We start from the raw sequence: 23,931 nt of genomic DNA on the forward strand, positions 1-23,931 counted from the left end.
TTGTCGGCAGGATAAGATGGCCCAACGGGTAGGGTAGACATGGTCATGTCGGGAAGGGAGACGTAAACGATGAGACACATGCGATGGGGAGTGGCAGTACTCGGGCTCTGTGTGCTGACGGGCGGAACCGGATGTGGCGGTAAACAAGCGGAGATCAAAGAAGATCGATTGACTGTCGGACGGGTCCAGGGCGAGGTGAAAGTCGGCATGTCGGCCGCGCAGGTGGCGGAACTGCTGGGTTCGCCGAATATCGTCACCACCGACGACAAGCGGCGGGAAGTGTGGATCTACGACAAGGTGTCGACCGACCGGGTAGATACGGCGAGTTCTTCCTACGCCGGCCTGATTATTCTCGGTACCAACTCCAGCGACCGTTCCAGCTCGCAGCGTCAACGCACCCTCACGATCATTATCAAGTACGACGAAGAGAAGAAGGTGCGTGATTTTGCCTACAACTCGACCCAATTTTAAGGGGGGCGTTGGAGTGATTCGGCGTCTGCTCCCGGCCATGTTCTCCGTGTTGGTGCTCCCGGTCATGCTCGGCGGCTGCGTGCAGCCAACGCAGCCCGCGGAGTTTTTTCAACTCACGCCGGAGAGCAGCGCCCATCGAGCGATGCAGACCCGTTTCTTCGACACGGAAAACGATCAGGAATTGTTGTCCGCCTCGGCTGCCGCACTCCAGGATCTCGGGTTTCAAGTCGAGGAAAGTGTGCGGGAAGTCGGGTTCCTGCGAGCCGCGAAAGAACGCAGTGCCCGGGAGTACGGTCAGTACAGAAACCGTTTCTTTATCTGGCTCCTGTCACTCGGGCATGTCGTCATCCCGATCGATCTGCACCAAAAAATTGCGGCCAGCCTCGTGACCCGACCGATCAATGAGGCGCATTCGCGGCAGGAAGTCCGGATTATCTTCTACCGGGCGGTGTGGAAGGGGGACGGGCAGGCCGACCGCAATTACATTCCTCCCGGCGAACAGAAAATGGAAATGATCCGGGACCCTGAAATCTATCAGCAATTTTTCGCGAAGCTCTCCAAGGCTGTATTCTTGGAGCCGCATTCGATTTAACGACGAGGACTCATGAACCGGACACAGGTCGTCGGCGCAGTTGTGGTCATGCTGGGAAGTGTCATGTTGCAGGGCTGCGTGGCGCCGGAGCCGCGGCAGGAACTCTTCGCGCCGACCGATGCGCAGATGAAGATCCGCAGCGCGCAGACCCGCACGTTCGAGGTCAAGGAACACACCGTGGCCATGCGCGGTGTCATTGCGGCTCTGCAAGACCTGGGATTTATCATCGAACGCGCGAACGAACCGCTCGGGTTGGTCACCGCGGCTCGCTTTGCCGAACCGAATTATTACGATGTGCTCGGCGTGACCGTCACCGTGCGCCCGCAGCAGGACGGCAAGACGATGATCCGTGCCAATGCGATCTACAACAGCAAGCCGATCGAAGATCCCAAGGTGTACCAGAACTTCTTCGCGGCGGTGGAACGGTCGTTATTTCTGGTGAAGGATTAGATGGTGTCTCGCCTCGCCATCCATCGATGCCGCCGGTCGAGCAACCGCATGGTCGTGATTGGCCTCGCTCTGCTGGTTTCCTTGACCGCCGGCTGTTCGCCCTACGAGTGGCGACATGAGAACCAATGGGAGTCGCGCGACCAGATCTGGCTTTCCGAGGCCAGCCAGGTCAAGGTGCGGGCGGCTCAAAGTCGCGTCTTCGACACCGCTGATCGTCTGAAGACGATTCAGGCGGTCGTGTCCACCTGTCAGGACTTGGGTTTTGCGGTGGAAGTATTGGATGAAACCCTGGGCATTGTCTCCGGCAAGAAATTTGACGACTACGAATCCACCCCATGGGGCGATCCTTCCTATCACCTGTATCGGGACGACGGATTGCTGATCCTGACCCGGCACTTCCGAAGTTGGGGGCCGTTTTATCACCGCAGCAATCTTGTGCGGCTCACCGTCACCGTTCGCCCACGCGGTGAACAGCAACTGATTGTGCGCGCCAGCGCCCAGTACTACCTCAAGGCCATCGAGTCCCCGGAGCCGTATCAGCAGTTCTTTCGCCTGCTCGAGCAGGCGCTCTTCATTCAGGCGAACGCGCTGTCATAGCGAGTGCCGGAGCGCTCGATGCGCCTGAGTGCGAGCTAGCGCAGCCTGCGGCGATGGCTCGGTCAGCGGTGTGATCCGCCGATGGCCTCCGTGTGAGCGCTGCTCAGGGAGCCTTGCTGTAAGACGGGATCGAGATTGAACGCCACACTGATTCGGGGCGCCGTTCCACGATAGGTATTCACGGCATGAAACAGCCAGCCTGGGAACAGCAGGCATTGTCCGGCCGCAGGGGAATAAGAAATGCTGGTTCCGGCATCATGCAGTTCGGTCATGCTGTACTGGAGATAGGGCGCCAGCATGCGCGGCAGACAGCCCCGCGGATCGTAAATCTGCAATTCGCCTCCCTTTCCCAGGGTCGGACAGACCTCGCCCACGTCGACGTAATAGACGCCTGCCCAGAAACTTCCGGGGTGGGAGTGGGCGGCATTGGTCCCGCCGTTCCGTTGCACGTTGGCCCATACCTCGACGACTTCCCAATCGGGGCGACGGGCGGCATGGCGGCATCGGTCGGAGAGGGTTGTGACTTGTTTGGCCACTTCGATGACGGGCGCAAACAACTCGCGTAACGGGCTTCCTGCCCAATTCATCATGGAGAGGTCGTGCGGCGAGGACCACCCGATCACTTCGGCATCCCGGTGGCTCGGGACGGAAGCCTCACGCGCCAGAATCAGTTGAGAGAGCTCGGCATTGATGCGTTCGTGGTGCGCAGGCGTAAACACCAGTAGAGGTGTGGAGAAAAGGGGCGTGATTTGAATCTCGATTTCGGTCGGCATGGAAGGGGACCCATCCTGTGTAACGACCGTCGATGTGGGGCAGGCTATCTTCGGATGTGCGACAAGTCAACCTAGGTGTTTTCCCAGGATGCCAAGATTCAGCCGTCCTCTCACTGGGCAGTGCTGGGGCAGGCCGTTTACTGCGATGTAGGCTTGACAGCGCTCTATGGTCGGCCTAGCCTGATGTGCCGAGTGTGGTATCCACCATTCAACCAGGGAGGCTATCATGTCTGTCGCACGTGTGACGGAAATCATTGCCGCATCCCCCACGAGTTTTGACGATGCCATTCATCTTGGAATCGCTCGCGCGAACAAGACGTTACAGAATGTGAAAAGCGCCTGGATCGAGGATCAGAAAGTGGATATCGAAGACGGAAAGATCACCCAGTATCGTGTGGCGCTGAAGGTCACATTCGTCCTGAAGGATTAGAGGAGCATCATGAAAAATGTGGAGATGACCGTCGAGGGGACCGTGCTGACCATCAAGGTCGATTTGTCGAAAGAGTTCGGGCCGTCGGCATCGGGAAAAACGACGATTATTGCCTCGACGGAGGGAAACGTCACCATTCCGGGGCGAGAGGAGAAAATCGGTCTGAATGTCTACCGGAAGAAGTGAGCAGTGCTGAAGTAAAACGGTTTATCGGGTAATCGACCAGTGAAGGCCGGACGAGGTCTTCCCTGTGCCTATCCGATAAGCCATTCAGCAGCGGCTCGCTAGAGCGCTGGATTCTTGTCATCGAAAAGAGGAGAATGACAGCCGACGCGTCAGACCGGTCGTAAGACGATACCCATGGTTTCGTTGACCGCCATGTCAAAGACCACGCCCAGCGTGACCGAGCTTCCACTTCCCCAAATCCTGATCGTAGACGACGACCCCGATATCGCGCTCGTACTGCATGATCTCCTGGAGCACGTCGGCTACCGTGTCTCAGTCGCCGGCACCGGCGCCGAGGCTTTGGCCAAGGCGAAGGCGGAATCTCTGTCCGCGGTGGTACTGGACCTGATGTTACCTGATATGGACGGACTCTCGGTCCTCACCCTCCTGAAACAAATCGACCCGGTGCTTCCGGTCATCATGCTGACGGCGTTTGTCGAGGTGGCGAAAAAGCACAGCTCCCTCACCGAAGGAGCCTTCGGGTATTTGACGAAGCCGTACGATGCCGAAGAATTAAAAGCGCTGATCCGGCGTGCCGTGGGAGTGAAGCATCTCTCCATCGAAGCTGCGGCGACCAAGCAGGCGTTGACGGCCAGCGAAGACCGGTTTCGGGAAGTGGTGCAGACCGCGCCCGACGCGATTGTGCTCGCGGACGGGGAGGGGAGAATCCTCTCCTGGAACAGCGCTGCCGAGCGTCTGTTCGGGTATCTGGCCGGGGAGGTGTTGGGGGAATCCCTGACAATGATCATGCCCGAACGGTACCGTGCCAGGCATGTCCAGGCGTTAGCGCGCGTACGTACCACGGGCGATTTACGCCTGAAGGGCACGGTCGTGACCATGCACGGGTTGCACAAGGATGGCCGTGAATTTCCGATTGAGATGTCGCTGAGCAGTTGGATTTCCGACGGGCAGCGCGTGCACTGCGGCATCGTGCGGGACATCACGGCGCGGAAAGAGGCGGAAGCGCGATTGTTGCAGCAGCAGATCGAACAGCAGGTCTTGCTGGACCTGATCCCGGCCATGGTCTGGTATAAGGACTCGCACAATCGTATCCTGCGCGCGAATCGCCGCGCGGCGGAATCCATCAAGAAGACCGTGGCCGAGATCGAGGGCCGGTCGACCGATGAGTTTTATCCGGAGGAAGCCGAGCGGTATCATCAGGATGATCTGGAGGTGATCGTCTCGGGGCGGCCGAAGCTTGGAATCATCGAGCCGTACCAACCAGGGGCCGGTGAAAAATGCTGGGTGCAAACCGACAAGGTGCCGTATCTGGACCCGCAGGGAAATGTGCTCGGAGTATTGGTCTTCGCGCAGGACATCACGCAACAGAAACGGACCGAAGAGGCGTTGCGTGAGAGCGCGGAGTGTCTTCGTGTGGTGATGGAGTCGGCATCGAACGGCATCGTCATCGCGGATGCCGGCGGAAAGATCCTGTCGGCGAATACTCATTTCGAAGTGCAGTTTGGTTATGAGCGTGGCGAACTGCTTGGCCAGCCGGTTGAACGGCTCATTCCGGCGAGACTGCGTCCGCAAAGCGCAGACCGTTCCGCTGTCTTTCTGGTCGATCCGAAAGACCTCCCGGTAAGCGATGCCCGGCAGTGTGTCGGCTTGCGGAAAGACGGCACGGAGTTTCCCTTTACGATGACCCTCTCTCCGTTGCCGACGGCGAACGGAATCCATACGGTAGCGGCCATCAACCAGGCACAAGGGACCGCATGAACCTTCGCCTTGTGTTGACGGTCGGCGCACTGTGTTTCATCGCGCTCCTGTTGGTGATCGGCATCCGTACGGCTATCCGTTGGTTGAAGATCCATTATCCGCAACGGGCCAATGCCGTGCTTTTCGGAGTCTGCCTGTTCCTGGCCGGGGCAGGCGTCCTGATCGCCGCCGAGATGAACGATCGACCGACCTTCCGGCCGAATGACCTGCTCACACTGCAAGAGCCGGTGGTGGCGAGGACGATCGTGAGTGATCGCGAGTCGCGCAGCATGACCTGCGTCGTGGATCGCCATGAGCATCTGGGCGTGTTGGAACTCGAGAACGAACGAGGCACCATGAGGGCTCGCGTCGAGAGTAACAATACATCCGAGCCGCTGTATTGTCCGATCGGAGTCGAGGTCCGGATTGAGGCGGCCTGGCTCCATCACCCGACCATCACGCATCGCCAGGCGGGCGCAGACAGCCCATAAATCACTTGCTCCATGCTCTTGACTCATCGCCGTGCGGAGGCCTATCGTAAACGGGTGGGGGGAGTTAACGCCCCGGGGGAATATGTACAAAAAGGGGATTGAGTGTTGAGGATGGTGTGCATGCCCAGCTTGTACTGGGAAGCCTGAAATCCTCCCGAGATCTCCGCCGTATCTACCTCTCCTCGGTAGGTGCGTCCTCCTCCCACCCAAACATCCGTCACCACCCTGCATCGTTGTTGCGTATCACTCCTGGTTCGATCACCCTGCATTTCATCCACCGTTGCAGCGTGTTTTCCCGCATCGAGATGCGGACGAGAATACGCTCAAGGCTTGACTCTCCTGGTCGTTCCCTGTAAACGACGAAGAGTGTACGTATTGGTCGTGTGCACTCCAGCGAGCCGGTCCGATGTGAATTCCTTGCGTGAGAGGTTGAATGGCCATCAAGACATCATCGCCGCGTGCTCAGTCTTCCGCTCCTGCGCCCCAGTCCGAAACCACCGTGTCTGAATTGCGCCCGTCCCGAAAAAAAACCGGATCCAGAGAGGACGCGTCCGCGGCGGTGACCGCGGTGGAAATGGGGGCACGGCAGCGGGAAATTTCCGTCTCCGAATTTTTTACGAAGAACCGGCATCTGCTGGGTTTCGACAATCCCCGCAAGGCGCTGCTGACCTGCGTGAAAGAGGCCGTCGATAACTCGCTGGATGCGTGCGAAGAGGCGGGCATCTTGCCGGAGGTGACAGTGAGGCTTGAAACGGTCGCGAACGGACAGGCGCCGGTTGCACCCAGTCAGGCGACTCGTTTCCGGATCACGGTGAACGACAACGGGCCTGGCATTGTGCGTCAGCAGATCCCCCGTGTGTTTGCCAAATTGCTGTATGGTTCGAAATTCCACCGCATGCGGATGAGCCGGGGACAACAGGGCATCGGTATTTCAGCGGCCGGCATGTATGGGCAATTGACGACCGGCAAACCGGTGAAAGTGATTTCCCGCACCGGGCCTCGCGCGGCGGCGCACTACTTCGAAGTGCAAATCGACACCAAGAAGAACGAGCCGTTGGTGCATGAGAATAAACAAATCGACTGGGCTCAGCCTCAAGGCACCGAAGTGGCGCTTGAAGTGGAAGGACGTTATCAGAAGGGCCGCGCGTCGGTCGATGAGTGGCTGGAGCAGACGTCGATCGCCAACCCGCATGTGCGGCTCGTCTATCACACACCCGAAGGCGAAACGAAGGAGTATCCTCGGACCTATCACGAGCTGCCGCCTTCACCGAAAGAAATCAAGCCGCATCCCTATGGCATTGAGTTCGGAGCCTTGCTCAAGATGTTGCAGGACACGAAGAGCCAGACGGTGGCCGGTTTCCTCGCGAGCGACTTCTGCCGGGTCTCGCCTGCGTTGGCCGAGGAGATCTGCAAAGCGGCGAAGCTGTCGCCCTCTACCAAGCCTCGCGACGTGAAGCATCAGGCCGCCGAAACGCTCTACAAAACAATTCAGACCACCAAGATCATGGCGCCGCCGACGAACTGCATTTCCCCGATCGGGGAGAAGGCGATCCTCTCGGGGCTCTATAAACAAATTAAAGGAGAGTTTTATACGGCCGTGAGTCGTCCACCGGCCGTCTATCGCGGCTACCCCTTTATCATCGAGGCAGGGCTCGCCTTCGGGAAAGGTCCGGAGGAAGTCGCCAAGCCCCAGCAGGCCGCCGTGCCGCTGGCCGAAGGTGAAGACCAGGGCAACGATACCGAGCAGGCGCGGGTGATCCGCTATGCGAACCGGGTGCCGCTGCTCTATCAACAATCGGCCTGTGCCACGTTCAAAGCGGTGCTCAGCACCACCTGGCGAAACTATGGGGTGTCGCAGTCTCGTGGCGCACTGCCTGCCGGTCCGATGGTGATTTTTGTGCACATGGCATCCGTATGGGTGCCGTTCACCAGCGAGTCGAAAGAAGCGATCGCCGACTACGACGAAATTCAGAAGGAAATTACGCTGGCGCTTCGTGAGGCCGGTCGGCGGCTGGGGATTTTTCTGCGAAGAAGAGAGCGGGCCGCCAGTGAGTTTCGTCGTCGCAATATTTTCGAGCTCTACATAGAAGAGGTGGTGGCCGCGTGCAATCGCTTGAAAGGCGGAAACCTTCCCACGGAGAAATTGAAGGAGCAGTTGCACAAGATCGCCAGTTCCCGGACGGGCGGGCTCAAGACCGATGAGGCGCTCGGGAAAACCGGTGCCGGACCCGAAGGCCTGCCGCACTCGATCATCGTGACCGCCGAGGGGATCGAGGGAGAGACCGAGATTGCTCAGCAACCGCCTGGATTGCCTGCACTTTCCGCCAATACGGGGGAGGATGAGCCGATCACGGAGACGAAAAAGCGGATGAAAGCAAAGCGCGGCTCGAAGGAGACACCCAACGTCGGAGAGGGCAGGTCTGTCGGGGCAACGAAGGCGAAAGCCGGACAGCAAGCCCTGTTCGGCGATGAGTCATCGTCAAAGAAGCGGGCGGCACCGCTCAAGAGAAAACCTGCGCGGACAACCGCCACCCGAAAAAGGACATAGGACAGGGTATGGCACAGGCAAAGACGAAGAAGAACGGGGCGGTGGGGAAAAAGCTCGTCGGGATGGCCGATGTGGTCATTGCGGCGGCGCAACGGGCCAAGGACCCGACGTTTGAAATTCCGATCCGTGCCTTGTCGAACGTGTCGTTCAATCCCCGCCGGGGACTGATCGAGATGGGCGAGAAGAAGCAATCCCGGTCGTTTTTTAACGTTGGGATGGCGAAGAAATTCATGCAGACGATGCTGGTGGCCGATGCGCTGGCCGAGCTGCAGCAGGCCGATCTGACCACCTCGCTCAGGGAAATCTATTATCGGACGAAACATACGATTCAGGACTCCCATGAGAATACCTTCGATACGCAGGACGAGTCCGACCCGATTATCGAAGATCTCGAAGTCTCGCTGGTAGCGCTCCGGGAAGAACTCCATGTGCGCGCGGAAAACAGCGGCAGCATTGTCGGGCCGGTCGTATTCGGGGACGACGGCGACCGGGTGGATTGTGCCAAGCTGGGCAAGGGTGGATATTCCGTGCCCTCGATCGTCGAACCCGAGTATCTGGAGATCCGCCGCTGCACCGCCGACTTCCTCCTGCTGGTCGAAAAAGGCACGCAGTGGAATCGACTCTCGGAAGATAAGTTCTGGCGGCGATACAACTGTGTGCTTCTGACGGGGAACGGGCAACCGCCGCGCGGGGTGCGGCGGCTGGCGCGTCGTCTGCACGAGGAGCACAAGCTGCCCGTGTATGTGCTGGTCGACAACGATCCCTGGGGGTATTATATTTATTCGGTCGTGAAACAGGGCTCGATCAACCTAGCATTCGAAAGCCAGCGTATGGCGATTCCGAAGGCGAAATTCATCGGGCTTTCCAGCGCCGATCCGGAACGTTATGAGTTGCCGAGGAATGTGGGCATCAAGCTGAACGAAAAAGACATTACCCGCGCCAAAGAGCTGCTGAATTATCAATGGTTCCAGAAGCCGGCCTGGCAGCATGAAATCAAACGCATGCTCACAAGCGGGCTGAAATACGAACTGGACGCGCTTGCGAACAAGGACTTTCAATATCTCACTAAGAAGTATCTGCCGCGCAAGTTGAAGGAAAAGGACTGGTTGGATTAGCAGCTGAGCGTCGCGTTTCTTCCGACAGGGCCTCGCGTCCAACGCGTCTCATGACGCTCCTGGAGTCACGATATGAATATGCTGATGTTGGCTTTCCGGTCGTCGTTGAAGGAACGGGTGCATGTGTTACTCGAACAGTGCGATGTTCGCGCCTACACCGAACTGCCTGAGACGACCGGAGCCGGACAGACGGGTCCCGCTGACGGTGTCTCCTTCTATCCGGGCGTCAACAATGTGATCATGGTCGCCGTGGACGATGCGCATGCCGAGCGGGTTGAGCGAGCCGTGAAGGCGTGGCGTGATGAGGTGGTCCAACGTCCAGGTGGACAGAAGCCCTCCATTAGGGTATTTAGCTGGCCTTGCAGGCAGCTGGTGTAACGAAAGAAACGGAGTCTCTGTGAATCGGCGTGGCAGATCGCATCCGGGGCGGGTTCACGTGGAGATCTGTGTCCTTGCCCTCAGTGTGGCCATGATGCTGGCCCCTGCATTCGTGACGGCTCAGACGTCGCCACCGGCATCGACCCCACAGAATCAGCCCGGACAAAACCTGCAATCCCCGGGAACCCTTCCGCTCCAGAATCCTCTCGCACAGCAGTCGTCGATTACGGCGACGGCCTCCGGCGCCAGCGCGCCGCAAAGTAACACCATTCCCTCCAGTCAGGGTAAGTCGTTCGGCACGATCGGCAAGGGGCTGCCCGGCATGACGGGTGGACCGGCGCTCACCGCGCCGATGGGGTCGCAAGATCCGTCCTCACGCTCTATGCGTCCGACCGTCATTCCTCCGCTCTTCTGCGATCCGTCCATCAATATTCCCTGCTGACGAACCGTTGCAGATAGCCAGTCTTCGGCCGGCGCACGTGGCTGTGTGATGGCTGGTTTTAGGAACTGCGTTTCGAGGCGGATGGTTCGATCCGGATGCTTCCGGTGGGAGTCATGGCGCCTTGTGGATTGTCGGCCTCGAGCCAGACATTGAAGCGCACGGTGGTGGGTTTCGAGAAGCAGAGGCTGACGGATTGCATGGGAGCAATGGTCACCGAGTCCTGTAGGACTCCAAATTGGGAAAACCCTTTGTCACAGGAGATCAACTCGGGGTTGGTTTCTTCGAGCATCCGTAGCCGGACGGCGTGGGAGTTCAGGTTCTGCCATCGGATTTCATCGCCGACCTGCACGATCAGGTGACGAGGCGCGACCTCCGCGCGGATATTGAAATATCGAACCGCACCGGTGAGGCGCGGGCCGGATGGGGTGCTGCAACCCGCCTCGACGGCGAGCAGACCGAGTACAATGAGAAGCGACAGCGTTCGAAGCATGCGCGATACTACAGAACTATATCGCGTGTTGGCTACTAGGATTGTTACCAGGTAGGGCGACGGGCAGAAACCCTGTCAACCTGGTTGCGACAGGGCCGTTGTCAGAGAGAGCGCCGCATTCACTGTTCCAAGAGTTCACGCATGAGTTTGACGTTCGACGAGGCCCGCCACTTTCTCTCCCGCACGGCGTTCGGTGGAACGCCTGAAGAAATTCGGCGTGTGATGCAGCTGGATCGTGCTGCTGCAGTTGTGCAGGCGTTGGCGATTCCCACGAACAAGGCGCAGACAGCGACGCCTGCCTGGATTCATCGTCTCCCTCCGTTGCCGAGGGTGCGCAAGCACTGGAGCGAGGCGCAGAGGAAGACGTTCCACGAAGGACTGAAGGCGGATGGACAGGAACTGAAGGCCTGGTGGTATCGGGAACTCCTCACTTCGCGGTGCCCGCTGCTGGAGCGCATGACGTTATGGTGGCACAACCACTTTACGTCCAGTTTGCACAAGGTGAAGTGGCCGCCGTTTTTGTATCAGCAGAATGTCCTGCTGCGGCTCTATGCTCTGGGGTCGTTTCGCACGCTGCTCACCGCCATCGCCAGGAATCCGGCGATGCTTCTGTATCTCGACACACAGAGCAACCGCAAAGAACATCCCAATGAAAATTTTGCCCGTGAGTTGTTCGAGCTCTTCACGTTGGGAGAAGGCCACTATACCGAACAGGACATCAAGGAGGCTGCACGGGCATTTACCGGGTGGCATCTCGATTTCCATACCGGCGCGTTCCGTGTCGATCTGCGTCATCATGACGACGGACGCAAAGTCGTATTCGGAAAGTCCGGTCCCTTCGAGGGCGATGATATTCTCTTCCTGACGCTGGAGCAGCCTCAGGTGGCCCGGTACATCGTCGGGAAGCTCTGGCGTGAATTTATTTCAGACCGGCCCGACTCGCTGGAAGTGGATCGTCTGGCCGATGCATTCGGAAAAAAGAACTATGAGATCGCCGGATTGCTCCAGGACCTGCTCCTCAGCCCGCAGTTCTGGGCGCCTGAGAATCGAGGCGTCCTGATTAAGTCCCCAGTGGAGCTCATCGTGGGCACCGCAAGGCTCTTCAACCTGCCGCTCGAAGACACGTTGCAACAGATCGGGATTGCCCGCCGGCTCGGGCAGGAACTCTTCGACCCTCCCAACGTGAAGGGTTGGCCAGGTGGTACACGGTGGATCACAACTTCGAGCCTGCTGGACCGCACGCAGATGCTGCATCGTGCGATTCGCGGCCACGAGACCGGTCATGCGCACGGGATGGCCGATATGGGCCACGGGCCCGGCGGGCCGTGGCTCGCGACGGAACCAATCGAAGTCGTGCAGGCTACGCTGCTCCCGTTTTCCCCGGTGCAGTCCTTGACGGAAGCGGAAGAGCGCGGCCAGGCGGTGCACCAATTGGTATTGGATCCGGTGTATCAACTCAAGTGAGGCCGCCATGAACGGGAAGGAGTTGGATCGACGAACGTTGTTGAAAGCCGCAGCGGCTCTGCCGCTCGTGTTATTACGTCCACAGTGGTTATCGGAACTCCGGGCGGCGGATACGAACGAAGCGGGTGCTGGAGTAGGCAGTCGGGAGCGTGTGTTGCTGTTGATTGAATTGCACGGCGGGAACGACGGCTTGAACACGCTCATTCCCTACGGAGAGGACGCCTACTATCGGGCTCGTCCTCAACTGGCAATTCCGCGGGACCAGGTTCGCCAGCTCACCCCTCAGTTCGGGCTCCATCCGGCGCTCACCTCGCTGATACCGTTTTGGGAGAGGAGAGAGCTGGCTTGTCTGCATGGTGTCGGGTATCCCCGACCGAATCGTTCCCATTTTCGATCCATCGAGATTTGGGAGACGGCGTCAGACAGCGAGCAGGTGCTGGACAGCGGCTGGCTCTCGCGTGTGTTTGAGCAACATCCGCTGCCGGCGCGATTCACCGCCGAGGGGATTGTGCTTGGCAAGGGCGATAGCGGCCCATTGAGTGGAGGGAAGGCACGCACCATTGCCCTGCATGATCCGGGGCAGTTTCTGCAGCAGGCCGGGTCCGTCAGACCGGCTTCCCTCTCGATGAGCAACCCTGCTCTGGCCCATATTCTGGAGGTGCGGCGGGAAATCTCCCAGGCGGCTTCCGATCTCCAGGGCCGTATGCGGCAGGCGCCGTTACTCACGGTCGGCTTTCCGGCGAATAAGATCGGCAAACAGCTGGAGGTCGCAGTCAAGCTCATCGCCGCGCAGGTGCCGGTCGCGGTCATCAAAGTCACGCAAGGAAGTTTCGACACCCACGCCGGTCAATCGGCGACACATCATCGGTTGCTGGAGGAACTGGCGCAAAGTCTGACGGCCTTCCGCGCGGCAATGGAGCAGCTGGGCGCCTGGAAGGATGTGCTGGTCATGACCTATTCGGAGTTCGGTCGCCGGGTCGGAGAGAACGCCAGCCATGGAACCGACCATGGTACGGCAGCGCCGCACTTGTTCATGGGCGGACGGGTGAAGGGCGGTTTCTACGGCGCACCTCCCTCACTGAGAGATCTGCAGGACGGGGATCTGAAACATACGCTCGACTACCGGGCTGTCTACGCCACGGTCATTGAGAAATGGTGGAGATTACCTGCCATGTCTTTCGGATCCGGGCGCTATCCGGCGCTCGACTGTCTTACTGAGTGAGTCGAGACTTGATTTTACAGGCCGTTCTTCCTATTCTGCTGCCGTCTGAAAGGAAGGTGAAGGCATGACACGATATCTATCGCGACGCATGGCGGGGAGTGTAGTGTTTCTGCTGGTCGTCCTGTTGATCAGTGTGACTGTGCCGGTCAGGGCGGAGCAAGCTGGCGTCGAGAACATTCCAGCGATCACCCAGGCACCGGAAAATCGCGGCAGCGGCCTTCAGCAGACTCAGGCTCCGGCGGCACCGTCGTTGCCGCTGTTGTTCGCCGAAGGCTCCAATTCCTGCGAGATCGTGTCCTGCGGCATGGGGATCAAACAGACCTGCCAGATCACCTGTCCGGCCGATAAAACGCCCAAATGCAGTTGTGACTGCGAGCGGAGCATCGGCCCGATGTGTATGGACTACAAGGCGAACTGTCGCTGCGAATAGCGCGTGACCGACCGGGTCACTCGTTGTCCTGAGAAGACGATTCCGGTCCGCCCACCGTCAGGCTCGGTCCTGGGACTCGGTACTGCTCTCCTGCCCAAGCCCCTAAGTCGATCGTTTGACACCGTTCCGAACAAAACGGACGCCAGGGATTGTCCTGCCATGTAGTGGGCTGGTGGCATTCGGGGCAGCGGCTGATGCGCAACGGAGCAGGGGACAAGGTGTTTACCTTCTGTCTGGTAATGAGGCTGACTCTACCACCCTCGTGCCGAAGGCGGCAAATAACTCCCCGGTCAGGTAGGGCGTCTGTTCGCCGTCCCGCCAGTGTTTCCGGCGCATGTAGTCATTGAGCAAGCGGCCGTCGGCGGTGCGGTGGATGTGGGGGTGGGCCACGTTCATCCGGTATCGCTCGATCGCTCCGGCCACGCGGCTGATAAAGACAATCGTGCCGTTGCTCTCCACCCTCTCCACGATCCCCACATGGGTCAGGGGATCGTTGACGAGGCCGTCTCCGTTGTAGTCCCAGGTATTGTCGAAGAACACCAGATCGCCGGCTTGCACGACCGGACCGCGGTGGAGCTGTCCGTGTTTGCGCAGATGGTTGTAGATCAACCCCACGCCGTTGGCCCTTCCTTCGCCGCTTCCTCCTTCGAAAAGATCGATCCCGTGGGCGAGGTAGATGGCTCGGGTCACTCCGGCGCAATCGTAAGAGATACGGCGGCCCTGGCTCTCGATCGTTCTCGCGCCGACCAGGTTGACGGCCGTTTGTACGATCGCCTGTTTGCGAGGATCCGGTTGGGTGGTGCGGCAGCAGTCAGGAAGCGGTGTGACCGCCTGGCGGATACCCTGGGATGCCGGAGCGGCGCAGGCGCTCAAGGCAGCGCCGACCAGCAAGACGCAGAGCCTGTGAGAGAATCTTGGCATACGGACTTAAGTATAGCTGGTCTTCAGAATCATGCTCGATAGCAATGAGTTACAGAATGCTCACCACGGCCGTTCAGAAATTCGTAAGACGTGAAACGTTACACGTAACAGGTGTCTGGAAAAAGGCGTTACGTCGTCCCACGTTTTACCTTTTACGAATGACGTTTGACGACTCCTGTGAACGTTGCTACGGAACGTTCCGGCATCCGGTCAGGCTCCGGCGCTGGAGAAGACCTGCCTGATCAGCGCTTGCGCATCCTCCTGAATCCGCCTGAGATGGGCCTGGCCCTTGAAGCTTTCCGCATAAAGTTTATAGACGTCCTCCGTTCCGCTGGGGCGCGCGGCAAACCAACCGTTGGCCGTCGTCACTTTTAACCCTCCGATGGAGGCCTTATTCCCTGGCGCCTCCGTCAGCATGGCGGTAATCGGTTCTCCCGCGAGTTCCCGGCTCTGCACCTGCTGCGGGGAGAATTTCTGGAGGGCGGCCTTTTGCGTCCTGGTGGCCGGGGCATCGATCCGTTCGTAGACCGGCTCGCCGAGGCGGGCCGTCAGGTCCGCGTAGAGTTGCGCGGGATCTTTTCCGGTGACCGCCAGCATTTCCGCCGCGAGCAGATCCATAATGATACCGTCCTTATCGGTGACCCACGTGCTGCCGTTGCGACGGAGAAAGGCCGCGCCCGCACTTTCTTCACCGCCGAGTCCTAACGATCCGTCACGAAGACCTGGGACAAACCACTTGAAGCCGACCGGCACCTCCACCAATTGTCGCTGCAGACTGCCCGCGACCCGGTCGATGATGCTGCTGCTGACCACCGTCTTGCCGATTCCTGCGCCGGGGCTCCATCCTGGGCGATGGGTAAACAGATACGAGATCGCGGCGGCAAGGTAGTGATTGGGGTTCATCAAGCCGCCTCCGGGCGTCACAATGCCATGGCGATCGGTATCGGTGTCGTTGCCGAAGGCGAGGTCGAAGCGGTCTTTGAGTTTGATGAGCGAGGCCATGGCGTGGGGGGACGAGCAGTCCATGCGGATCTTGCCGTCCCAATCCAGCGTCATGAAACGAAAGGTCGGATCGACGGACTCGTTGACGATGTGCAGGTCTAAACCATACCGTTCTGCCAGTGGACGCCAGTAGGCCACGGCGGCGCCGCCTAACGGATCGACGCCCAGACGCAACTTCGTCGCTTTGATGCATTCGAGATCGACTACATTGGGAAGGTCCGCGAGATAGCCGCCGACGAAATCGTGTTGCGTCGTGGACGCGGCCTTCAACGCCTGGTCATAAGGGACGCGTTTGACGCCGTGTAGTTTGGCCGCCAGCAAGGCATTGGCGCGGGTCTCAATCGCCTTCGTCACCTCTGTGTCGGCCGGACCGCCGTGCGGCGGGTTGTACTTGAAGCCGCCGTCCTCCGGAGGGTTGTGCGAAGGAGTGATGACGATGCCATCCGCAAGACCGGACGCGCGGCCCTGATTCGTGGTCAGAATTGCGTGCGAGATGACCGGTGTGGGGGTATACCCGTCGTCGCGATCCATGCGGATCTGAATGCCGTTTGCGGCCAAGACTTCCAGTGCACTCCGTTGAGCCGGCGCGGAGAGGGCGTGCGTATCCTTGCCGATGAACAGGGGGCCGGTCGTTCCGGCCTGAGTCCGGTATTCGCAAATAGCCTGGGTAATCGCAAGAATGTGCGTTTCATTGAAGGTGCAACGAAGGGAAGACCCACGATGTCCGCTCGTGCCGAAACTCACCCGCTGTTGGGGATCGGAGGCGTCCGGTACGTTGCCATAGTAGGCCTGTTCAAGTTTCTCGAGATTGACCAGTTGTTCCGGTTGTGCCGGTTGTCCGGCACGAGGGTGGAGAGCCATAGATTCCTCGGCAAATGATGATGGGTGGATGAGGCGGTTCAGAATGACGCCGCACTCAGTATATACGGCTCGATGAGCAATGTCAGGCATGCGTTTGCTTGCGCGGTCCTCCGCGCGGGTGTTAAGATCCGCTCACGTTAAGGAGAGGGGTTGTCCATGCCGAATATTACCTTATTGCACTCACCGACCTGCGGAGCCTGTCCATCAGCGAAACGCCTGTGGAAGGAACTTAGGGTAAAGTATAGCTTTAGCTATCGCGAGGTCGATATCACGACCCCGGATGGTCAGGAATTGGCGAATCGGCATTCGGTCCGGGCCGTGCCCGCGACGATTATCGACGGCCGTCTGACCTTCGTCGGGGTGCCGCCTCGTCAAAGCGCCGAGAAGGCGTTGCAGCTGAAGATGAAACCGCAGGGTGCGTGAGACTGGAGAGATATGACCGTTCCTGATGATGACGATTTTGAATTGCCGATTCTTCCTATGATCGATAAGGGGCCGCCGCCTGAATGCGGGACGTGCGGAGACCCGATGAAGTTCATCGATGGCGATTGGGCCTGCGTCGATTGCAACGGTGAGCTGCTCGGTCCGGAAACCGGCTAGCAGCCACCGGCGTTCTTGGCCTCTCACGCGTGTAGTGCGGAGCGTCGCCGAGATACTCTCTGCGGCCTTCCGCTCCGCGCTCTACGATTAACGGCCCACGGTCTCCATGCTCCGCCTCGTCACCGGCCCGTTTCATCCCACACTCGAATCGCAACTCGTTCACGATCTGCGTGTTCTCAAGTCCGGCAAACCCCAAGCCGCAGTCGCGCTGGTGGTGCCTTCGGATCAGTTGCGTCGCTCGCTCAAGCGGCTGCTGGTCGTCAAGCGGGGGCTGGCATTACTGAACGTCCACATTCTCTCGTTTCACCAGCTCGCGCTACAGTTGCAGCGCGAGCGCCTCACGACAGCCGGAGCGTCTGGTGCGGTGCGGCAGATTGAACTCGTCACCGACACGTTTTTCGAGCGCCTGCTTCAACACCTCGGGGAGCGCAACGTGCCTCAGACCGGGGCGCTTCGTTTGTCCCAGCTGCCGTGCGGCGCCTGGCCGGCTTTGTGGGCCAGCGTGCGAGACCTCAAGGATGCCACGGTGGATTCCGCCCTGGCGTTACGCGCGGTGGAGGAACGTCAGTTCCCGCCTGAGGACGGTGACAAGCTGAAGGGATTGTTTACCCTATATGCGGCGCTGCGGGACGGCAGTGCCGCGTTGGGTGTGGGATCTCCGGATGACTTGGCCGCGCTCGTCACCGATTTTGTACCGGCCTCTCCCTTTCTCCGTGGTCTCAGCGGTCTCTGGTACTACGGGTCGTACGACCTGACGCAAACCCAGCTGACTCTCCTGGAATCGCTCAGCCTCTCCCTGCCGGTCACGGTGTATTTCCCGCTCAGCGAACGACCGGCCTACGGTTTTGCGCGACAGTTTTTGGAGCGGCACCTCTACCCGATCGCCGGAGGGGCCGAGGAACCAGCTGAGGCTGCCTCCGGTGATGGTGCGCAGAATTCTCAGGAACTAAATGTATCGGTTGAGGTGCGCAATGCCGCCGGGATCGACGATGAGCTGACGCTGGTCTGCAAACAGATCCTGTCGCTGGTGGAAACTAACGGCTTTACGTTCGACGAGATCGGTGTGGTGGGTCGCACCCTCGTGCCGTACCAGGTGTCTCTGAGACGAATCTTCGACCAGCATCGCATTCCGTTTCTTTCCAGTGCGACGGTGCCGCTGTTACAGGAGCCGGCCGTGAAGACGCTGCTTCACCTGGCCCGGCTCAAGGGGAGCGGGCTGCATCGGCCGGCCATGTTGGAGGTGATAACCTCCCCATGGAATCGCCGCCTGACGGCCGACCGTGGCGGGGTTGAACCGCGTCCGGACCTTTGGCGATCGGCGGTGCTGGCGCTTGGGATTACCCGTGGCGAGGAGGAGTGGCGACGGCTCGCGCAATTGGGCCGTCTGGAATCCTGGTCGTCCGATGCCGACGGCCCCGTGACGGAAGCGCTCGAGTCGTTCTCAATCGATGGCGTGCAGCTGCGTCTGTTGTGGGACTGCCTTTCACCGTTGATCGAGGATGTGAAGCGCCTTCCTGAGCAGGGCGGATACAGCGCTCTGACCGATGCCTTCTGCTCCCTCGCTGAGACCCATCTGACCGTTTCCCTGGGAGCCTCCACAGCCATTGACGCGACGGCGCAATGGGACGATGCCCCGGATGTGCATGAGGCGCTCTCCCGTGTCTTCGCCGAGCTGCGGGCCCTCGATCGCCTCGACGTCCACGTTACTTGGGACGAATGGACGGATACGTTTGCGGAGATGTTGACGCGCGCGACCCGCGCCTTGGCGCCGTCCTCACACCACGGCGTGCAGGTGTTGGATGCGATGGCGGCCCGCGGCGTGGGATTTCGTGCCCTCTTTCTGATCGGAATGAACGAAAAACTGTTTCCCCGGTATATCCATGAAGATGGATTTCTTCGTGACCGGCACCGACTGGTGTTGAGCGAAACCCTGGGCTACAAGATCGACCAGAAGCTGCAGGGCTATGGGGAGGAGGCGCTGCTGTTCGAGCTGTTGCGAGCGTCGGCCGGGGAACGCCTGTATCTCTCCTATCAACGGGCGGATGCCGCCGGTCGCCCCTTGGCGCCCTCCGGTTATCTGGATGCGGTCGGGGTGGTGCCACACCCCTCGGATCCTGAGTCTCTGTTCGCCCTTCCACGTCGGTGGCCGGATCGTGTCGATCTTCCGCTCTTCACGCCCCACCTGCAGACGAGAGAGGAACTGGCCGTGAGCATGGTACTGCAGGGGCGCGACGTGACAGCCCTGTTGGAGGCGGTCGGACGTGACGGGTTGTTATTTTCCCATGGACTGGGGGCGCAAGGAGTGATTGAAAGCGGTCATCCGGCGCTGAGCGCGTACGACGGGATGCTTGAACATGCAGGCGCCCATTGGAAGACGGTCACCGAACGAGGGTTTTCGCCGACGGCATTGGAAACCTATGCCCGTTGTCCCTTTCAATATTTTTCCGGACAGGTGCTCAAGCTTGAATCGGTGCGCCCCGTCCCCTCCATGGAACTCACGCCTCCGGCGATGGGCCAACTCTGTCATGACGCGTTGCGACGCTGTTATCTGGCGCTGATCCAACAGGGCTGGCCGGCGACGACGTTGTCTGCCTCCGTCATCACTGCGGAGGTGAATCGGGCAGTCCTGCAGGCCTTTGAAGCCTATGCCACCACGCATGGCACCGGGTATGCCTTGATCTGGGAGTTGGCACAGGAATCGGTCCGGCGGTTGATCGAAGCGACGATCGTGCTTGATCGTGAAGCGGCGTTGGCCTCGGGGTTCCATCCCGCCGAATTCGAATTGGATGCCACCGGGATTTTGCCGGATGGTTCAGGCGGGCAGGACATTCCGCTACGTGGACGATGGGATCGGGTGGATCGGCATCCGGGGTCCGGCGCGGTGAGGGTCATCGATTATAAGTATCGAGCGAACGACCGCGTGGAGGCCAAGGATCGCAATCTCCTGCAAGCGGCCCTGCGTGCTCAACGGCTGCAGCCTGCGCTCTATGCCTTAATGACCGCTGTCGGGTCGTCCGGCGGCCGGCAGGGGCCTCAGCCGGAACAGGTCGAGTTTCTCTATTTGCTCCCGCATGCCGCTCCTGCGGTTGAGCGTGTGTCCTTCGCCGCTTCGGCCTGGCAGGGACCCTCCGGTCCGATGTTGAGCAGGACGATGCAGGTGCTGCTCGATGGCATACGCGCCGCACAATATTTCATCGTCCCGGACGCCCACTGCACCCATTGTGACTTCTCAACCGCCTGCCGCCGCGCCCATCAACCGAGCTGGTGGCGGGCCTATCGGTCCTCGCAGGCCAGGACGTTACGGGACGTGCGATCGCAGAAGGTGCCGCGTGACTGAACCGACGCAAATTCCGGATCAGGCGGCCAGGGAAGCAGCCGCCACGACGTTCGATCGGAATGTCGTCGTGATCGCCGGGGCGGGAACCGGGAAAACCACACTGCTGGTGAACCGGTTATTGTACCTACTCATGCGCCGGACCGATCCGTTGGATCTGTCGCGCATCGTGGCCCTGACCTTCACCAACAAAGCCGCCACTGAGATGAAACTCCGTTTACGGGAGCGCCTTCGCTCGTTGGTGAACGTGGAAGGTCGCGACAATCCTGCGGCCGGTAGTGGCACGGTTTCGATCGCCGACCTGCGCATGCGGTATGGCTGGACGACCGATGAGATCGTGGCCCGGGCCGATGCCGCACTCCGTGACGTCGAGAAAGCGCAGATCGGAACGCTGCATAGTTTTGCCGCGCATCTCTTGCGCCTGTACCCGATTGAAGCCGGAGTCACACCGACGTTTCAAACGGACGAAGACGGTTCACGGTTTGAGGAACATTTTACCAATGAGTGGGAGTTGTGGCTGGATGGTGAGCTGGGGGCGGCGGGGAGTGATCACGGTCGCTGGCGGATACTCCTGGATACGTTCAGCCTGGACGAACTACGCGAGTTGGCCTACAGCCTCCACAGTGACTTGATTGATTTGAATGGGCTGATGCAACAGGTGGGCGAGACCGGCCTGAATCCGGGATTGCGTGACTGGTTCTCCCTCCGTAAGGCGCAGGCGGAACGTCTGCTCGCACGATATGACCGCCCGAAGCGACGCAAAATCGAACTGATGCTCGCCGCGGTCGCGGAACTGTTCGCCCTCCTGCTTGCCGAGGGGTTGGGCGCGCTGCGGTCTTTCCCACGCGAGTCGCAGGAATTGTTGGCCAAAGATCTCGGCGCCGCCCCGACCGGTTGGGAGGAAGACGACTATGAGGCGGTGGAGTCATTGCAGCGGATCGCCAAACGGTTGCTCAGGGTCGATCATGAACTCCTGCAGCATCTGCTGGCCCTGCTCTCGCCTTTCGTGCAGTCAGTGCGGAAGTCGTTCCTGGATTCCGGCTGGCTTACCTTCGACGGCTTGGTCGGTAAGGCCCGGACCCTGCTTCGCGATCATCCGCCCATACGTGAGCAGTTGAAACGGGACTATCGCGCGCTGTTGGTCGATGAATTTCAGGATACGGACCCCGTGCAGTACGAGATTGTGCTCTATCTGGCGGAGCGCCCCGGCACACAAGCCGGTTCATGGCGGGAGACGGAACTCGAATCGGGAAAACTGTTCATCGTCGGTGACCCGAAGCAATCGATTTATGCCTTCCGTCGGGCCGATATCGAAGCGTTCGATCACGTCGTCGATCGGCTGGAAGGCAGCGGGGCGTTGCGCTGCGAACTGGCCACGAACTTTCGCAGCCATGCGCAGGTGCTCGATCTAGTCAACGGCGTATTCAACCGGCTTCTGGTGGCGCAACCTGCCATTCAGCCGCCGAACGTTCCGCTGACGGTGCAGCCCAATCGATCGAGTCAGTTCCGTAATCCCGGGGTGGAGCTCCGGTTGGTCGCATCGGAAGGCGACGGCGACTTGGATTCGGCAGCGGCCACGCGTGTGGAGGCGGAACAGATTGCACTGATGGTGTCGGGTTTGTTGCGGCCGGCCGGGCAAGGGGGCGAAGCGAGGGGACCGGAAAGCGGGCTTCGCCCCGGGCATATCGCGCTCCTCTTTCGAAAATTGACCCAGGCTGAGCACTATCTGGAAGCCCTCCGGCGGCATGGCATTGCCTACATCATCGATGGAGAGAAACATTTTTACCGCCGGCAGGAGGTGATCGACCTGGTCAACATGCTCCGGTGCGTCGACAATCCTCACGACCGCATTGCCCTGGTGGGGTTGCTCCGGTCGGCAGTGGGCGGGCTGCCTGATGACGCGCTGGTCGGCCTGCAGGAACGGCAGGCGCTGGATTACCGCGAAGTCGCTCGCCTGACAGACTGGAGCAGTCCGCATGCCGAGCCGCTTCGCCGGTTGTATGGCGCGTTGGCACGGCTGCATGAGCAGGCGTGCTGCTCTCCGTTGCCTGAGGTGCTGGACCTCATTTTTGCGCAGCTCCCTGTCCTCGAACTCGCAGCGGCATCCCTGCACGGAGAACAGGCCGTGGCCAATCTCTTCAAGGTTCGCCAGATGGCGGCCGAGCTGGCCGATCGTCCGAATCTCACGTTGAACGGCTTTGTCTCACTCATGCTGGAGCGGCTCAGGGAGCAACCGGAAGAAGCGGAGAGTGCGCTCTCCGAGGACACGCTGGAGGCGGTGCGCGTGCTCACGATCCATAAAGCCAAGGGCCTGGAGTTCCCGCTGGTGATTCTGGCCGGGTTACACCATGGCGACGGCGCGGGGCGAGGTTCTGCGCGACCGCTCATTTGGCATGACTGGTCGACGGGCGTGCAGGGGCTCGACTTGGGCGATCGCTGTAGCCTGGGTGCGGTGCTGGTGGCCGAGAAGGCGCGCACGCGTGAACAAGCGGAACGGCGTCGGCTGTTCTATGTCGGGATGACGCGCGCACGGGAGTGTCTGGTGTTGTCCGGAGCCCTGCCGCGGCGGCGGGTGCGGGGGGCGTTGTTGGAATTGTTGGAGGAAGCGGCCGGAGCGGAACTCGGCCTGGCCGAACAGCAGGACATTCCGGTCGGTGCTGTCGGATTGCGTCAGATCGTTCTGCAGGGCGATGATCGTCCGCCCGCCAGGCAGCGCGAACGTCCCGTCGCATTAGAAGGCGCGGTAATGGACCGGGCGTTCTCCGAACGTTGGATGCAGCGCGACCGGAACTGGCAGGCGCAGCGATCGGAACCCTTGCTGGTCTCTCCGTCGGACTTCATTCAGAAACCGGCACCGGCATCCGAGAGGGAACCAGGGCAGGTGAGACGGGTGACGCCGGGGAAGACCGTGGGGACCATCGCCCACCGGCTTCTACAATACTGGGATTTCACCGCTGATGTGGCGTCACAGGTAGCGTTGATCGACCACACTTCGCTGGCGCTTGATGAACCGGATACGGGGATGCAGGAGGCTGTGATCGAGGAGGTACGGGACCTGTTGCGAACCTTCGCCCAATCTGCGGCCTACGATCGACTGCGGCGGGCGACGGTGATCGGGCGTGAGGTGCCGTTTCTCGTGCCCTGGAACGACGGTCGCCAGATCATGGAAGGGGTCATCGATCTGCTCTACCGGATCGACGGCGCGCTCTGGATTGCCGATTATAAGACGGATATGATCCCGCCGGATCAGGTGGCGGCAAGGGCTGAGCTCTATCGGGAACAGGCGCGGTTGTATCGGGTGGCGGTCGAACAGTCGCTGGGCGAACCGGTGGCGGGTTTTGAGTTTATTTTCCTGCGACATGGAGTGACGGTCACGGTCTGAGTGCAAAGGAGGGTG

General features: G+C 60.2%; 24 protein-coding genes. 19 read left to right on the forward strand and 5 right to left on the reverse strand.

From position 1 onward, the window contains the following. Window positions 1–69 precede the first annotated feature (69 nt). From bamE to H8K11_12670, 4 genes are read left to right on the forward strand one after another with little or no spacing between them, the layout of a single operon-like run. Window positions 70–471 (forward strand): outer membrane protein assembly factor BamE, encoded by a 402-nt coding sequence (bamE, locus tag H8K11_12655; protein MCS6264599.1) that lies wholly within the window; start codon window positions 70–72, stop codon window positions 469–471. Window positions 472–487: 16 nt separating this feature from the next. After that, window positions 488–1,063, forward strand: coding sequence for a hypothetical protein (locus H8K11_12660; protein ID MCS6264600.1), 576 nt, complete (start codon window positions 488–490; stop codon window positions 1,061–1,063). 12 nt (window positions 1,064–1,075) lie between these two features. Continuing rightward, the gene (locus H8K11_12665; protein MCS6264601.1) at window positions 1,076–1,513 is read left to right on the forward strand and encodes a hypothetical protein; all 438 of its coding nucleotides are present in this window, start codon (window positions 1,076–1,078) and stop codon (window positions 1,511–1,513) included. Then, window positions 1,514–2,110: a hypothetical protein gene (locus H8K11_12670; GenBank protein ID MCS6264602.1), complete on the forward strand. Its 597-nt coding sequence runs from the start codon at window positions 1,514–1,516 to the stop codon at window positions 2,108–2,110. A 62-nt stretch (window positions 2,111–2,172) separates the two neighbouring features. Here the strand turns inward: H8K11_12670 and H8K11_12675 are convergent, their stop codons facing one another. Then, on the reverse strand, window positions 2,173–2,883 hold the full coding sequence (locus H8K11_12675; protein MCS6264603.1) for a 2OG-Fe(II) oxygenase family protein: 711 nt from the start codon (window positions 2,881–2,883) through the stop codon (window positions 2,173–2,175). 226 nt (window positions 2,884–3,109) lie between these two features. On the opposite strand from H8K11_12675, the gene H8K11_12680 reads away from it, so the two are divergent. The 8 genes from H8K11_12680 (at window position 3,110) to H8K11_12715 (ending at window position 10,210) form a co-directional block, all read left to right on the forward strand. Continuing rightward, the gene (locus H8K11_12680) at window positions 3,110–3,313 is read left to right on the forward strand and encodes a dodecin domain-containing protein (GenBank protein MCS6264604.1); all 204 of its coding nucleotides are present in this window, start codon (window positions 3,110–3,112) and stop codon (window positions 3,311–3,313) included. A 9-nt stretch (window positions 3,314–3,322) separates the two neighbouring features. Next, entirely contained in the window at window positions 3,323–3,499 is a 177-nt protein-coding gene (locus H8K11_12685; protein MCS6264605.1) for a hypothetical protein, read from the forward strand. Window positions 3,500–3,691: 192 nt separating this feature from the next. Continuing rightward, window positions 3,692–5,257 (forward strand): PAS domain S-box protein, encoded by a 1,566-nt coding sequence (locus H8K11_12690; protein ID MCS6264606.1) that lies wholly within the window; start codon window positions 3,692–3,694, stop codon window positions 5,255–5,257. Then, window positions 5,254–5,727 (forward strand): hypothetical protein, encoded by a 474-nt coding sequence (locus tag H8K11_12695; GenBank protein MCS6264607.1) that lies wholly within the window; start codon window positions 5,254–5,256, stop codon window positions 5,725–5,727. Before H8K11_12690 ends, H8K11_12695 begins: the two co-directional genes overlap by 4 nt. A 559-nt stretch (window positions 5,728–6,286) precedes the next feature. Further along, window positions 6,287–8,275, forward strand: a complete 1,989-nt coding sequence (locus H8K11_12700; protein ID MCS6264608.1) for a DNA topoisomerase VI subunit B — start codon at window positions 6,287–6,289, stop codon at window positions 8,273–8,275. 8 nt (window positions 8,276–8,283) lie between these two features. Beyond that, complete coding sequence (locus H8K11_12705) at window positions 8,284–9,390, forward strand: DNA topoisomerase IV subunit A (GenBank protein ID MCS6264609.1); 1,107 nt, start codon at window positions 8,284–8,286, stop codon at window positions 9,388–9,390. Window positions 9,391–9,462: 72 nt separating this feature from the next. Beyond that, window positions 9,463–9,768, forward strand: a complete 306-nt coding sequence (locus H8K11_12710) for a hypothetical protein (protein MCS6264610.1) — start codon at window positions 9,463–9,465, stop codon at window positions 9,766–9,768. 58 nt (window positions 9,769–9,826) lie between these two features. Then, window positions 9,827–10,210, forward strand: a complete 384-nt coding sequence (locus H8K11_12715) for a hypothetical protein (protein MCS6264611.1) — start codon at window positions 9,827–9,829, stop codon at window positions 10,208–10,210. 58 nt (window positions 10,211–10,268) lie between these two features. Here H8K11_12715 and H8K11_12720 read toward each other — a convergent pair whose 3' ends face one another. Next, window positions 10,269–10,700 carry a hypothetical protein gene (locus H8K11_12720; protein ID MCS6264612.1) on the reverse strand — a complete coding sequence of 144 codons (432 nt, stop codon included), beginning with the start codon at window positions 10,698–10,700 and terminating at the stop codon, window positions 10,269–10,271. 141 nt (window positions 10,701–10,841) lie between these two features. Here H8K11_12720 and H8K11_12725 point away from each other — a divergent pair, with 141 nt between their 5' ends. From H8K11_12725 to H8K11_12735, 3 genes are all read left to right on the forward strand, one after another. After that, window positions 10,842–12,164, forward strand: a complete 1,323-nt coding sequence (locus tag H8K11_12725) for a DUF1800 domain-containing protein (protein MCS6264613.1) — start codon at window positions 10,842–10,844, stop codon at window positions 12,162–12,164. 7 nt (window positions 12,165–12,171) lie between these two features. Then, window positions 12,172–13,386: a DUF1501 domain-containing protein gene (locus H8K11_12730; GenBank protein ID MCS6264614.1), complete on the forward strand. Its 1,215-nt coding sequence runs from the start codon at window positions 12,172–12,174 to the stop codon at window positions 13,384–13,386. A 64-nt stretch (window positions 13,387–13,450) separates the two neighbouring features. After that, a complete protein-coding gene (locus tag H8K11_12735) occupies window positions 13,451–13,816 on the forward strand; it encodes a hypothetical protein (protein MCS6264615.1) in 366 nt (121 codons plus the stop codon). A 16-nt stretch (window positions 13,817–13,832) separates the two neighbouring features. On the opposite strand, the gene H8K11_12740 is transcribed toward H8K11_12735, so the two are convergent. The 3 genes from H8K11_12740 to H8K11_12750 all read right to left on the reverse strand — a co-directional run bounded on the left by H8K11_12740 (window position 13,833) and on the right by H8K11_12750 (window position 16,600). Then, a complete protein-coding gene (locus tag H8K11_12740) occupies window positions 13,833–14,033 on the reverse strand; it encodes a DNA gyrase inhibitor YacG (GenBank protein ID MCS6264616.1) in 201 nt (66 codons plus the stop codon). Between the two features lie 5 nt (window positions 14,034–14,038). Beyond that, complete coding sequence (locus tag H8K11_12745) at window positions 14,039–14,737, reverse strand: hypothetical protein (protein ID MCS6264617.1); 699 nt, start codon at window positions 14,735–14,737, stop codon at window positions 14,039–14,041. Window positions 14,738–14,947: 210 nt separating this feature from the next. Then, window positions 14,948–16,600: an alpha-D-glucose phosphate-specific phosphoglucomutase gene (locus H8K11_12750; GenBank protein MCS6264618.1), complete on the reverse strand. Its 1,653-nt coding sequence runs from the start codon at window positions 16,598–16,600 to the stop codon at window positions 14,948–14,950. Between the two features lie 156 nt (window positions 16,601–16,756). Here H8K11_12750 and H8K11_12755 point away from each other — a divergent pair, with 156 nt between their 5' ends. The 4 genes from H8K11_12755 (at window position 16,757) to H8K11_12770 (ending at window position 23,916) form a co-directional block, all read left to right on the forward strand. Beyond that, entirely contained in the window at window positions 16,757–17,023 is a 267-nt protein-coding gene (locus H8K11_12755; protein ID MCS6264619.1) for a thioredoxin family protein, read from the forward strand. A 12-nt stretch (window positions 17,024–17,035) separates the two neighbouring features. Next, complete coding sequence (locus H8K11_12760) at window positions 17,036–17,200, forward strand: hypothetical protein (protein MCS6264620.1); 165 nt, start codon at window positions 17,036–17,038, stop codon at window positions 17,198–17,200. A 106-nt stretch (window positions 17,201–17,306) separates the two neighbouring features. Then, window positions 17,307–20,537: a PD-(D/E)XK nuclease family protein gene (locus tag H8K11_12765; protein ID MCS6264621.1), complete on the forward strand. Its 3,231-nt coding sequence runs from the start codon at window positions 17,307–17,309 to the stop codon at window positions 20,535–20,537. Next, entirely contained in the window at window positions 20,530–23,916 is a 3,387-nt protein-coding gene (locus H8K11_12770) for a UvrD-helicase domain-containing protein (protein MCS6264622.1), read from the forward strand. Before H8K11_12765 ends, H8K11_12770 begins: the two co-directional genes overlap by 8 nt. Window positions 23,917–23,931 lie beyond the last annotated feature (15 nt).

The sequence above is a fragment of the Nitrospira sp. genome, assembly GCA_024998565.1.
Classification (GTDB): Bacteria; Nitrospirota; Nitrospiria; order Nitrospirales; family Nitrospiraceae; genus Nitrospira_A.